Source organism: Janthinobacterium glycogeni, from assembly GCF_051380725.1.
Taxonomy (GTDB): domain Bacteria; phylum Pseudomonadota; class Gammaproteobacteria; order Burkholderiales; family Burkholderiaceae_D; genus Janthinobacterium.
The window spans coordinates 38,239-50,194 of the sequence record NZ_JBNYXP010000005.1 but is presented as its reverse complement, the minus strand read 5'-3'; the positions used below and the strand labels follow the sequence as shown (position 1 = coordinate 50,194).

Below are 11,956 nucleotides of genomic sequence, written 5' to 3'. Positions count from 1 at the left end.
CGCTGGCACGCGAAGGCGCCAGGGATACGGCAAAGTGGAAACGGCTGCAGCCTAGCTTACTGCAAAGATGGGCAACTGTTTACAAAATAAATGTACGCAAAAACTGTGCCTTGGATTTCCCTGGCCAGACGTCAGCCTTGCAACGACTAACAGAAGCGTAGCGAGCGGCAGCGAATTGTGGCCGAGAAGCGCAACCGTGCTGGAGCACGGTGAGCATCACAGGCCGCAAGGCGCGACGCGCAGTAGCTTATGTTAGGCCGTCACCAACGCCCGAGGGTTGCGAGGATCCTGCGTCCAGTTCATGTACGGTTTGCCCGTGGCTTGCGGCACCATCGTGATGCAGCCCTGCACCGGACAGGTGATTTCGCACAGGTTGCAGCCCACGCATTCCTCCTTGATCACTTCATAGATGCGCGTGCCGGCGGCGTCGATCAGCTGCGCAATCGACTGGTGCGACGTATCTTCGCAAGCCACATAGCACTTGCCGCATTTGATGCAGTCGTCCTGGTTGATCTGCGCGATGACCTGGTAATTCATGTCCAGGTATTTCCAGTCCGTCGTGTTGGCCACGGCCTTGCCGGAAAAGTCGCTGATACGCGCATAGCCCTTTTCATCCATCCAGCGCGACAAGCCATCCTTCATTTCGTCGACGATGCGGAAGCCATGCAGCATGGCGGCCGTGCACACCTGCACGCAGCCGGCGCCCAGGGCGATGAATTCGGCCGCGTCGCGCCAGTTGCCGATGCCGCCGATGCCGGAAATGGGCAAGCCGCGCGTCAGCGGATCGCGGGCGATTTCCGCCACCATGTTCAAGGCGATGGGTTTCACGGCAGAGCCACAATAGCCGCCGTGCGTGCTGGCGTCGCCTACGATCGGCAAGGCCACCATGCGGTCCAGGTCCAGCGAGGTGATCGAATTGATGGTATTGATCAGCGAGACGGCGTCCGCGCCTCCCGCCTTGGCCGCGCGCGCCGGCATGCGCACGTCCGTGATGTTGGGCGTGAGCTTGACGATGACGGGGAGTTTGCTGTGCTTCTTGCACCAGGCAGTCACCATCTGCACATACTCGGGCACCTGGCCCACGGCCGCGCCCATGCCCCGCTCCGGCATGCCGTGCGGGCAGCCGAAATTGAGTTCGATGCCGTCCGCCCCCGTCGCCTCGACCTTGGGCAGGATGTCGGCCCAGTAGTGCTCTTCGCAGGGCAGCATCAGGGAGACGATCATGGCGCGGTCGGGCCAGTCCTTTTTCACCTGCGTGATTTCGCGCAGGTTGATTTCCAGAGAACGGTCGGTGATCAGTTCGATGTTATTGAAGCCGACCACTTCGCGGTTCTTGCCGTACAGGGCGGAATAGCGCGACGAGACGTTGACGGCGGCAGGATCTTCACCGAGCGTCTTCCACACGACGCCGCCCCACCCTGCCTCGAAGGCGCGCACCACGTTGTAGGCCTTGTCGGTCGGCGGTGCGGACGCCAGCCAGAAGGGGTTCGGCGCCTTGATGCCGCAAAACTCGATGCTGAGATCAGCCATTATGCAGCCTCCACTTTATTCAACAGATCGGAATGGATGGCCAGTGCGGCCAGCTTGCCATGCTGGACGGCTTGCACCGTCAAGTCCTGGCCCGGCGCCACGCAGTCGCCGCCCGCGTAGATCCCCGGCAGCACCGTCCGAAAACCTGCGTCGACGGCGATCTTGTCACCTTCGCGTTTCAGCAATGAGGCCATCGGGTCATGCAGCACGTCCGTGTCGAGGCTCTGGCCGATGGCCTTGAAGATGGCATCGGCCGCCACGTCGAACGTTTCGCCCGTGCCCGCCAGGCGCGTGCCCTGCATGCGGGTCTTCTCGAAGCGCATGCCGGCCACCTTGCCTTCGCCGTCGAGCAACACCTGCTGCGGCTGGGCCCACGTCAGCATGCGCACCTGGTTCGCCTTGGCGATCTCCTGTTCGTGATGCGTGGCCGTCATGGCGTCGAAGCCGCGCCGGTAGACCAGGGTGACTTCCTCGGCGCCCAGGCGCTGTATCTGCACGGCCATGTCGATGGCCGTATTGCCGGCGCCGATCACAAGCGCCCGTTTCGGCACGGGCAGCGCGGCCAGGTCGTCCGCCTGGCGCAGCGCGGCGATGTAATCGACGGCGGCCAGCAAGCCCGGCGCCTCCTCGCCCGTCAAGCCCAGCTTGCGGCTGGCGCCCAGGCCCAGGCCGAGGAAGACGGCGTCGTACTGCGCATGCAGATCGCGCAGCTGCAAGTTCCCGCCCAGCGCCTGCCGACATCGGATCTCGATGCCGCCTATGCCCAGCAGAAAGTCGATTTCCTTTTGCGCGAAATCGTCCGTCAGCTTGTACTTGGCGATGCCGTATTCATTCAGGCCACCCGCCTTGTCTTCCTTCTCGAAGATCACCACGTCGTGGCCCAGCATGGCCAGGCGGTGCGCGCACGACAGGCCGGCCGGTCCCGCGCCGACGATGGCGATCGTCTTGCCCGTGCTTGCCGCCCGTTTGAAAGGGTGCGCCGCAAACCTCATGTGGTCGACGGCATAGCGCTGCAAGAGGCCGATCTTGACGGGCTGGCTTTCCGCGTCGTGGTTGCGCACGCAGACGTCTTCGCACAGGATTTCCGTGGGGCAGACGCGCGCGCAGCTGCCGCCCAGGATGTTCTGCTTCAGGATGCCGGCGGCGGCGCCGTTGATGTTCCTGTCGTGGATATTGCGGATGAAGCTGGCCACGTCGATTTCCGACGGACAGATGCGGCTGCACGGCGCGTCGTAGCAGTACAGGCAGCGGGCGCTTTCGATGGCGGCCTGGCGCGTCGTCAGGGGCGGCGCCAGGTCCGTGAAGTGGCCCGCCAATTCGGCGTTGGGCAGGGCGGGATGCGGCAAATAGTTGAGGGACTCGATCATCGCGTTTTCCTTCTTTTGGCCTGCGGTGGACTGTTAGTGTGAAACCGTTACTTCATCTGGGGAAAAGCAAATTCCACACCAGCGCTTGCCGTGTTCGGCCAGCGCTGCATCACGGCCTTGTGGCGCGTGTAGAAACGCACGCCTTCGGGGCCATAGGCGTGGTGGTCGCCGAACATGCTGCGCTTCCAGCCGCCAAAGCTGTTGAAGGCCATCGGCACGGGCAAAGGGATGTTGACGCCCACCATGCCGACCTGGATCTGGCGCACGAATTCGCGCGCCACGCCGCCGTCGCGCGTGTAGATGGCCACGCCGTTGCCATACTCGTTGGCGTTGATCAGCTCCACCGCCTGCACGACGTCAGGACAGCGCAGCACGCACAGCACGGGGCCGAAAATCTCTTCCTTGTAGATGCTCATGTCGCGCGTCACATAGTCGAACAGGGTGCCGCCGACAAAGAAGCCGTTCTCGCGGCCCGGCACCACATGGTTGCGGCCATCGACCACCAAGGTCGCGCCCTGCTCCACGCCCGAGGCGATGAGTTTTTCGATGCGCTGCTTGGCGGCCAGCGACACGACCGGTCCCATTTCCGCACCATGCTGCATGCCGTCGCGCACTTTCAGTGCGGCCGTGCGCGTTGCCAGTGCATCGATCAATTTGTCGCCCGCGTCACCCACGGCCACGACGACGGAGATGGCCATGCAGCGCTCGCCCGCCGATCCGTAGGCCGCGCCGATCAGCGCGTCGACCGTCATCTCCATGTCCGCGTCGGGCATCACCACCATGTGGTTCTTCGCGCCGCCCAGCGCTTGCACGCGCTTGCCGCTGGCGCTGCCGCGCGCATAGATGTATTCGGCGATCGGCGTAGAGCCGACAAAGCTGATCGCCTGCACCACGGGGTGGTCGAGCAAGGCGTCGACCGTCACCTTGTCGCCCTGCACCACGTTGAAGACGCCGTCGGGCAAGCCGGCATCCTTGAGCAATTTCGCGTGCAGCAGGGAGGCGGAAGGATCGCGCTCGGACGGTTTCAGGACGAAGGTATTGCCGCAGGCAATCGCCACCGGGAACATCCACATCGGCACCATCACGGGAAAGTTAAACGGCGTGATGCCCGCCACCACGCCCAGCGCCTGGCGCATGGACCAGGCATCGATGCCGCGCGAAATCTGGTCCGTGAATTCGCCCTTCAGCAATTGCGGTATGCCGACGGCAAATTCCACCATCTCGATGCCGCGCGCCACTTCGCCCTGCGCATCGGCAAAAGTCTTGCCATGCTCGCGCGTGAGCATGGCGGCAAAGTCGTCCGTGTGCTGCTGGCACAGCTGCAGGTAGCGGAACAGGACACGGGCGCGCGTCAGCGGCGGCGTGGCCGACCACGAGGGAAAGGCGGCAGCCGCCGCCTGCACGGCCGCGTCCACGTCTTCCACGGTGCCCAGCGCCACCCGGGCCACGGGTACGCCCAGGGCGGGATTGTAGACGTCGCCATAGCGGCCGCTGGTGGTGTCGACCTTGGCGCCGTTGATGTAGTGGGTGATGATGTCGAGCGTGTTCATGGTGTTCCTTAGTCGAGATTCTTTAATACCTTGGCCAGCTTGCCGAACAGCTCGTCGATATGCTGTTTTTCCAGCACCAGCGGCGGCGACAGGGCGATGATGTCGCCCGTCGTGCGTATCAGCACGCCGTCGGCGAAGGCCTGCTTGAAGGCGTTGAAGGCGCGCGTACCGGGCTTGCCGGCGATGGGATCGAGTTCGATGCCGGCGATCAGGCCGATGCTGCGCAAGTCGATCACGTGCGGCAAGCCTTTCAGGGAATGCACGGCGTCGCTCCAATACGCCTGCATCGCTTTGGCGTGGCCCAGGATGTCCTGTTCCTCAAACACTTGCAGGGTGGCCAGCGAGGCGGCGCAGGCCAGCGGGTGGCCGGAATACGTATAGCCGTGGAACAGTTCGATGCCGGGCGGCGCGTCCATGAAGGCATCGTGGATATACTTTTTGCTGAAGACGGCGCCCATCGGCACCATGCCGTTGGTCAGGCCCTTGGCCGTCGTCATCAGGTCCGGCTCGACGTCGAAATAGTCGGCTGCGAACGGCGTCGTCATGCGGCCGAAACCCGTGATCACTTCATCGAAGATCAAGAGGATGCCGTGCTTGGTGCACAGCTCGCGCAAGCGTTTCAGATAGCCTTTCGGCGGGATCAGCACGCCCGTGGAACCGGCCACCGGTTCGACGATGACGGCGGCAATCGTCGAGGCGTCGTGCAGCGCGACGATGCGTTCGAGTTCGTCGGCCAGGTGGGTGCCGTATTCGGGCTCGCCCACCGCGTAGGCGTTCTTGTTCAGGTTGTGCGTGTGCGGCAAGTGGTCCACACCGGGCAGCAAGGGGCCGAAAGTCTTGCGGTTGCCGCCGATGCCGCCCACGGAAATGCCGCCGAAACCCACGCCGTGGTAGCCGCGTTCGCGGCCGATCAGGCGAGTGCGTGCACCCTCGCCGCGCGCCCGGTGGTAGGCCAGCGCGATCTTCAACGCCGTGTCGACGGCCTCGGAACCGGAGTTCGTATAGAACACGTGGCCGAACTTGTGGCCCGTGTAGTCCATCAGTTTTTCCGCCAGGTCGAAGGCGGCCGGATGGCCCATCTGGAAGGTGGGGGCGAAATCGAGCTGGCCCACCATCTCGCGGATGGCGCCGACGATTTTCGGCTGCGCATGGCCGCATGGCACGCACCACAGGCCGGCCGTGCCATCGAGGATGCTGTTGCCATCGACGTCCTTGTAATACATGCCTTCGGCCGACACCAGCAAGCGCGGGTTGGCCTTGAAATCGCGGTTATTCGTAAACGGCATCCAGAATGCCGACATCGATTCCGGCCTTGTTTCGTTCATGACCTTCTCCTTGGGATGGGCTGGCGCGGGGCCAGGATCGTTTTTGACGAAGCGTAAAATATTTTACCAGTTGGCAAAAAGCTGATGTAATAATAGACAGGCCATCCCCAATGGCACAGATACACAAACGGCAAAGTATTCCAACCGTACAGGTTGAAAAACCACTACAGTTTTGTGCAAGGCAGCATAAGGAGCCACCGTGAAGCACAGCGACAGCACAGACGATGCCCCCGAGCAAGGCAGTGGCTGGCCCGTGCTGGACATCGACCGCCATAAGAAAGGCGGCCTCGTCGAGCAGATCGTCCTCGCCATCAGCGTCATGGTGGGCAGCCGCGCCCTGCGCATCGGCACGCGCATGCCGTCCGTGCGCCAGTTCGCCCGCTGCAATGGCGTGTCGACGTTTACCGTCGTCGAATCGTATGACCGCCTGGTCAACCTTGGCTTGCTGTCGTCGCGGCGCGGTTCCGGCTATTTCGTCGCGCGCCACGATGTCGCCGCCTCGCCGCAGGCGGCCCTCATTGCCAACACCCTTGCCAGCCCCACCGCCATCGACGCCCTCACGCCGGACCTGTATTCGGGCGTGTCCGACGCCCTGCCCGTGGGCGCCGGCTGGCTGCCGCCCGAGATGTATGGCGAAGCGACCGTGCTCGATGCCGTGCGCCAGGCCATGCGCATTCCCGCCAGCCGGCTGCGCGGCTACGGCCATCCGCTGGGCTTTCCCTCGCTGCGCCAGCACCTGGCAAGCAGCCTGTCGGAAGAGCTGTTCCAGGTGGAACCGGACCAGGTCCTGCTGACGCACGGCGCCACGCATGCCTTTGACTTGATCCTGCGCAGCCTGACCAAGCCGGGCGACACGGTGCTGGTGGAAGACCCCGGCTACAGCAATCTGCAGTCGCTCATCCGCCACCACGGCTGCATCCCCGTGGGCATTGCACGTGGCGAGGCGGGCCTCGATCTCGATGCGCTGGCCAGCGAAGCGGCGCGCACGCAGCCCAAGCTGATGTTCGTCAACACGGTGCTGCAAAATCCGCTCGGCACCTCGCTCAGCCAGGCGCAGGCGCACCGCCTGCTGGCACTGGCCGAGCAATTCGATTTCTGGCTGGTGGAAGACGATATCTACCGCGAACTGGCGGCGCGCGGCGAAGCGTCGCTGGCGGCCATGGACGGCTTGCGCCGCGTGATCCGCGTGGGCAGTTTTTCCAAGACCCTCTCGCCCGTGCTGCGCGTGGGATCGATTTGCGCCTCCCCGCCGCTGGTGGCCGAACTGGTGCGCGTAAAAATGCTGGCGGGACTGACGACGTCGGAAATCAACGAGCGCGCCGTCTACCACGCCGTCTGCGCGCGGCCCTACAAGCGCATGGTCGAACGGCTCGTTGCGCAGCTCGAGGCGGCCCGCGAGCGCAGCATCGACTGCCTGGCGCAGGCGGGCATGGCGCCCGTGGCGCGGCCCCGCGGCGGCATGTTCGTCAGCGCCGGCTGGCCTGACGTGCAAACGCCGGAATGGAATGGCAAGATCATCGCCGACATGGCCTTGAAGGCGGGCATCCTGCTGTCGCCGAACGAATTTTTCATGCTGCGCGCGCCCGCGACGGTGTGGTTCCGCTTCAACGTGGCCTACACCGATACCCCCGTGCTGCAGGCATTCCTGCAATCGATCCGCCCACGCTAAAGACCCCGCCATGGCCAGCGACAAATCCCCTGTCATTTCCGTGAAAAATGCCGGCGGCCGGCGTTTGCAAAACCGCGACCGCCTGGAAGCGGACATCCTGGAACAGGCCGTGCGCGCGTTCGCGGAATGCGGCTATGAGGGCGCCTCGATCGCCACCATCGCCGAACGGGCCGGCCTGTCGAAGCAAAACCTGATGTATTACTTCCCGTCCAAGCAGCTGCTGTACCAGCGCGTGCTCGACGACGTGCTCGACGACTGGCTGGCGCGCATGGACATGCTGGCCAATGAACACGACGAGCCGCGCGACGTGCTGCGCGCTTACATCGGCGCCAAGCTGCGGTTTTCGCGCGAACAGCCGTGGGCCTCGCGCGTGTATGCGCTGGAAGTGATCAATGGCGCGCCCCTGTACGGCACGCAGATACGCGACCGGGTCGTGCCCCTGCTGCGCAAGGATATCGCCGTCTTCGAAGCGTGGATCGCGGCCGGCAAGATCGCGCCCGTCAACGCCACGCACCTGATGTTCGCCATCTGGGCGATGACCCAATCGTATGCGGATTTTTCGGCGCAGATGGCCCTGGTGCTGGAACGCAAGCACCTCACGCGCAAGGACTATGAGGACGCCGAAATCCTGATCGCGCACATGGTGCTGGCGGCCGTGGCCATGCCGGCAACAGGCGAAAAAAAAGGCTCTGTCCTCGTAAAATAGGGGAAATGCCGGAATCTTCCGTTGGCTGTGCTGTCTGACTCTGCATATTCACCATACAGGGAGCAGATCATGCAGCCAGCCGAATGGATCCATTTTATCGCCCAGTTTGCGCAGTTGAACCGGCGCCAGCGGCAGGCAGGCATGGACCTGCTGCGTGGCAACACATCACACGACGCGATCGTCGCGCTGCTGGAGGGCGTGGCGCAGCCGCGTTTGGCCTGTCCCGCCTGCCGTTCGGCTCACCTGCACCGGCATGGCCATGCGCACGGCCTGCAGCGCTACCGCTGCGTGCCTTGCGGACGCACCTTCAATGCCTTGACGGGGACGCCGCTGGCACGCCTGCGCCATAAATCGTTGTGGCTCGACTACGCCGATTGCTTGCTTGCATCGGATTCCGTGCGCAAGGCGGCGCTACAATTGGGCGTGCACCGCAACACCACGTTTCGCTGGCGCCACCGGTTTTTATCGTTGGCAAAAACAGACCGGCCGCACGGCCTGCATGGCATCGCCGAGGCCGACGAGCTATATGTGCTGGAATCAGAAAAGGGCTCCAGGCAGATGACGCGTCCTGCCCGCCGCCGGGGCGGTCATGCCCGCCAGCGTGGCATTTCCAATGAACAGGTCTGCATCCTGGTGGCGCGCGACCGCACGGGCCAGACCCTCGATTTCGTCGCGGGCAAAGGGCAACTGACGAAGGCGCAGCTGCACCGCTGTTTGTTGCCTGTCATCGACCAGGATATCCTGCTGGTCACGGATGGCCATGCCGCCTACCGGGCGTTTGCGCGGGAAGCGGGCCTCAGCCACCAGGCCGTTAATGTGCGCGCCGGCATCCGCGTGCAGGGCGCCGCGCACGTGCAGAACGTCAATGCGTATCACAGCCGCTTGCGAGAATGGTTAAGGCCGTTTCACGGCGTGGCCACGCGCTATTTGCCAAACTACCTGGGCTGGCGCTGGATACTCGACGCCAGGCGCATCCGCTCACCAGAAACGTTATTGAAAGCAACGCTGGGGGCATTCCCACATCTGACGGTGACATAGCCAAAAAAAACCGCCTTGAAGGCGGTTTTCTGGACAGCGCGAACGCTTACGCTGCCGTCTTGCTCTTGCGGCGGCGCGCCATGAAGCCGATCATGCCCAGGCCTGCCAGCAGCATCGCATAGGTTTCCGGTTCCGGCACGGCCGACACATAACCGGACACGTTGGTGGCGTTGAAATAATGGTTCGCATTGACCTGGATGTTCGAGGCCCAGTTCCCCACCGCCACGCTGCCGTTGATCTGGCCATTGCCACCGGCCAGGGTCGCCAGCGGCGCCAGGATGCTGCCGTACAGGCCCACGCCGTTCAAGGTCAGGTTCTTCGCTTCGTAAAAGTTATACAGCACATTGTATTTGCTGAAATCGCCGTAGCCGCCGGACAGGTTCACATTCGTGCCGCTGATATTGAGGATCAGGGTGTCGTTCGTGTGCAGGTTGCTGAACTTGAAGTTGTTCACCGAGCCCAGCGCCGCGGAAGTCAGGTCGAACACCTGCACTTTGCCCGTGCCGCCCGTCAGGGTCATGCCGCCATAGGCCACCGAGCTGCTGCCCGTGGACGCCACTTTCGCCAGCGAGGTCGAGGTGTTTTTCAGCTGCGCCGACGTCGCGGCGAACGACACGGGCGACACCGTGGTCTTGCTTGCAGTGTTCAGGCCCACGCTGCTCGTCGTCGTGCTGCCGCCCACATAGTAATTGCCGTTCTTGATCGAGCCGGAGCTGTAGTTCAGGTTGCCGCCAACGACCAGCGCATAGCCGGTGTTGCCATGCGTGACGTAGGCATCCTTGTTCTTGTCATTGACCGAATAGTTCGATGCCGTCATGTTACCGGCCACCAGCACGCCGCCTTCGACATCGCTGCCGGAGGCGCTGAAGTTACTCAGGGAATACAAATTGGCGCCACCGATGCCCAAATCCACAACACCGGCTTGCGCGGCGCCGGCGGCAAACACGGTCGACAAAACGAGAACGAATGATGATTTAGGCATGATTGACATTTTATTTCCAAAAAGAAAATTAACTTGACGCCAGAATATCATATCTATCTGATTTGAGATGTCGCAAACCAACAACTTTTATAATAATTATGCAAACATAGTTGCACAATGAGAATCATTCTCCTGACGCAGCCCGGAGGACGCCCCAGCCATCCGGATGACGCTGGAAACAGACGGGCAAACAGCCGTCTGTTCTGTACTTTCAATATTGCTTAGAAGCGCAGCCAACTTGGTGATACGATCGCGGCAGCGCCAGACCAGGCGAGTCCACAGAGTATGAAATCATAAGGATGAAGCACGCATGAAACGATTGTCCCTAGGCGCACTGATGCTGGCATATGCCTGCGGCGCACACGCCGACGTGTTTAACATGATCGACAACCAGCCCCTCAGCGAAACCTGGCTCAACGCGGGCTTTTATTCGTATCACTTTCAGCGCGACAAGAACCTAAACGACAGCAATCCGGGCCTGGGCGCCGAATACCGCTTCTCCACGGTCGCGTCGGTCACGGCCGGCCGCTTCTACAATAGCGACCGCGCCTACTCGAATTACCTGGGCATGTACTACCAGCCGATCAAGGTGGGCCCGCTGCGCATCGGCGCCGTCGTCGGCGGCTTCAGCGGCTATCCGAAGATGCGCGATGGCGGCTGGTTCCCGGCCCTGGTCCCCACCATCAGCTATGAATACCAGCGCGTGGGCGTGAATATCGCCATCGTGCCGTCCTACAAGGACCGCCTGTATGGCGCACTCAGTTTTCAGCTGAAACTGAAGGTATTCGAATAACCGTTTGTCGTTGCCTTTCGCCGTTCGGTCCGCCATTCCTGCCATTCGTCGCATACGCTATACCCGGGTGCAAGGATTTGTCTATAGTGGTTTCATTGCCAGCATGCATACGGCAGCGGCACCCACACGACAGGAGAACGGCATGAAAGACATCAATTCGGCACCGGGCAGCACTTCCTTCAGCGCTTTCTGGAACGAACTGTGCGCTTACGCGCGCCAGGGGATGGCTGCCTTGCGCACCATGTCCTGGCCCATGCTGCTGGTCTGCTGCCTGGGCCTGGCGTTCCTGATCACCATCTTGCCGTTGGCCATCATGCTGTTTGCCCTCGTCATGCTGCTGAGATGGGCAAGCAACAACGACGATGCCGGCGCAGATCAGCAAGCGTCGGGCTCGCAGCATTCGCCGCAATAAAAATTTGCGTCGTGGCAAGAGTGCAATGATGGTTCTATGGCACTATGGATGGGCGCGGCACTGACGGGCATCAAAACCATCCCAATGGAGGGATTTGATACGGAACGCTACGCAGTATCCATGATCGAAGCTACTCCCCCTCAGCCATAGGAGTTTTCTGATGACCACGACAGCAAAAGTTACAGCAGCTACCACTATTCCCTGCCTGCGTTACCGCGACGCGCCCGCCGCCATCGAATGGCTGTGCAAGGCGCTCGGTTTTGAAAAACAATTGATCGTGCCTGACGGCAATGGTGGTGTCGCCCATGCGCAACTGAGCTTTGGCAATGGCATGGTCATGGTGGCGCCCGCCCTCGACAGCGACTATGGCCGCCTGATGAAACTGCCCGGCGACATCGGCGGCGCCAACACGCAAAACTGCTACCTGGTCGTCAACGATGCCGACGCCGTCTACCGCAGCGCGCGCGAAGCCGGCGCCGAGATCGTGCTCGACATCAAGGATGAAGATTACGGTGGACGCGGCTTTACCTGCCGCGACCCGGAAGGCCACATCTGGAGCCTGGGCACCTACGATCCATGGTAAA

11 protein-coding genes are annotated in these 11,956 nt (G+C 62.4%); 6 read left to right on the top strand and 5 right to left on the bottom strand.

Annotated elements, in window-relative coordinates; genetic code table 11:
- Positions 1 to 252 precede the first annotated feature (252 nt).
- From preA to aptA, 4 genes are read right to left on the bottom strand one after another with little or no spacing between them, the layout of a single operon-like run.
- Positions 253 to 1,530 (bottom strand): NAD-dependent dihydropyrimidine dehydrogenase subunit PreA, encoded by a 1,278-nt coding sequence (gene preA, locus ACQ4W4_RS13230; RefSeq protein WP_436542391.1) that lies wholly within the window; start codon positions 1,528 to 1,530, stop codon positions 253 to 255.
- The gene (locus ACQ4W4_RS13225; protein WP_436542390.1) at positions 1,530 to 2,897 is read right to left on the bottom strand and encodes an NAD(P)-dependent oxidoreductase; all 1,368 of its coding nucleotides are present in this window, start codon (positions 2,895 to 2,897) and stop codon (positions 1,530 to 1,532) included. Before ACQ4W4_RS13225 ends, preA begins: the two co-directional genes overlap by 1 nt.
- A 47-nt stretch (positions 2,898 to 2,944) precedes the next feature.
- Positions 2,945 to 4,447 carry a CoA-acylating methylmalonate-semialdehyde dehydrogenase gene (locus tag ACQ4W4_RS13220; RefSeq protein WP_436542389.1) on the bottom strand — a complete coding sequence of 501 codons (1,503 nt, stop codon included), beginning with the start codon at positions 4,445 to 4,447 and terminating at the stop codon, positions 2,945 to 2,947.
- Positions 4,448 to 4,455: 8 nt separating this feature from the next.
- Positions 4,456 to 5,772 carry an omega-aminotransferase AptA gene (gene aptA, locus ACQ4W4_RS13215; protein WP_436542388.1) on the bottom strand — a complete coding sequence of 439 codons (1,317 nt, stop codon included), beginning with the start codon at positions 5,770 to 5,772 and terminating at the stop codon, positions 4,456 to 4,458.
- Positions 5,773 to 5,971: 199 nt separating this feature from the next.
- Between aptA and ACQ4W4_RS13210 the strand changes: the two genes are divergently transcribed.
- The 3 genes from ACQ4W4_RS13210 (at position 5,972) to ACQ4W4_RS13200 (ending at position 9,185) form a co-directional block, all read left to right on the top strand.
- Positions 5,972 to 7,441 carry an aminotransferase-like domain-containing protein gene (locus tag ACQ4W4_RS13210; protein ID WP_436542387.1) on the top strand — a complete coding sequence of 490 codons (1,470 nt, stop codon included), beginning with the start codon at positions 5,972 to 5,974 and terminating at the stop codon, positions 7,439 to 7,441.
- Between the two features lie 10 nt (positions 7,442 to 7,451).
- On the top strand, positions 7,452 to 8,147 hold the full coding sequence (locus ACQ4W4_RS13205) for a TetR/AcrR family transcriptional regulator (protein WP_436542386.1): 696 nt from the start codon (positions 7,452 to 7,454) through the stop codon (positions 8,145 to 8,147).
- A 69-nt stretch (positions 8,148 to 8,216) separates the two neighbouring features.
- A complete protein-coding gene (locus ACQ4W4_RS13200; RefSeq protein ID WP_436542385.1) occupies positions 8,217 to 9,185 on the top strand; it encodes an IS1595 family transposase in 969 nt (322 codons plus the stop codon).
- Between the two features lie 46 nt (positions 9,186 to 9,231).
- Here the strand turns inward: ACQ4W4_RS13200 and ACQ4W4_RS13195 are convergent, their stop codons facing one another.
- Complete coding sequence (locus ACQ4W4_RS13195) at positions 9,232 to 10,167, bottom strand: choice-of-anchor A family protein (protein WP_436542384.1); 936 nt, start codon at positions 10,165 to 10,167, stop codon at positions 9,232 to 9,234.
- 310 nt (positions 10,168 to 10,477) lie between these two features.
- Between ACQ4W4_RS13195 and ACQ4W4_RS13190 the strand changes: the two genes are divergently transcribed.
- From ACQ4W4_RS13190 to ACQ4W4_RS13180, 3 genes are all read left to right on the top strand, one after another.
- Positions 10,478 to 10,960, top strand: a complete 483-nt coding sequence (locus ACQ4W4_RS13190; protein WP_436542383.1) for a hypothetical protein — start codon at positions 10,478 to 10,480, stop codon at positions 10,958 to 10,960.
- Positions 10,961 to 11,102: 142 nt separating this feature from the next.
- Positions 11,103 to 11,372 (top strand): hypothetical protein, encoded by a 270-nt coding sequence (locus tag ACQ4W4_RS13185; RefSeq protein ID WP_436542382.1) that lies wholly within the window; start codon positions 11,103 to 11,105, stop codon positions 11,370 to 11,372.
- Positions 11,373 to 11,532: 160 nt separating this feature from the next.
- Entirely contained in the window at positions 11,533 to 11,955 is a 423-nt protein-coding gene (locus tag ACQ4W4_RS13180) for a VOC family protein (protein WP_436542381.1), read from the top strand.
- Position 11,956 lies beyond the last annotated feature (1 nt).

Coding starts and splice junctions, on each gene's coding strand:
- preA (WP_436542391.1), bottom strand. CDS start 1,530: ATGGCTGATCTCAGCATCGAGTTTTGCGGCATCAAGGCGCCGAACCCC.
- ACQ4W4_RS13225 (WP_436542390.1), bottom strand. CDS start 2,897: ATGATCGAGTCCCTCAACTATTTGCCGCATCCCGCCCTGCCCAACGCC.
- ACQ4W4_RS13220 (WP_436542389.1), bottom strand. CDS start 4,447: ATGAACACGCTCGACATCATCACCCACTACATCAACGGCGCCAAGGTC.
- aptA (WP_436542388.1), bottom strand. CDS start 5,772: ATGAACGAAACAAGGCCGGAATCGATGTCGGCATTCTGGATGCCGTTT.
- ACQ4W4_RS13205 (WP_436542386.1), top strand. CDS start 7,452: ATGGCCAGCGACAAATCCCCTGTCATTTCCGTGAAAAATGCCGGCGGC.
- ACQ4W4_RS13200 (WP_436542385.1), top strand. CDS start 8,217: ATGCAGCCAGCCGAATGGATCCATTTTATCGCCCAGTTTGCGCAGTTG.
- ACQ4W4_RS13195 (WP_436542384.1), bottom strand. CDS start 10,167: ATGCCTAAATCATCATTCGTTCTCGTTTTGTCGACCGTGTTTGCCGCC.
- ACQ4W4_RS13190 (WP_436542383.1), top strand. CDS start 10,478: ATGAAACGATTGTCCCTAGGCGCACTGATGCTGGCATATGCCTGCGGC.
- ACQ4W4_RS13185 (WP_436542382.1), top strand. CDS start 11,103: ATGAAAGACATCAATTCGGCACCGGGCAGCACTTCCTTCAGCGCTTTC.
- ACQ4W4_RS13180 (WP_436542381.1), top strand. CDS start 11,533: ATGACCACGACAGCAAAAGTTACAGCAGCTACCACTATTCCCTGCCTG.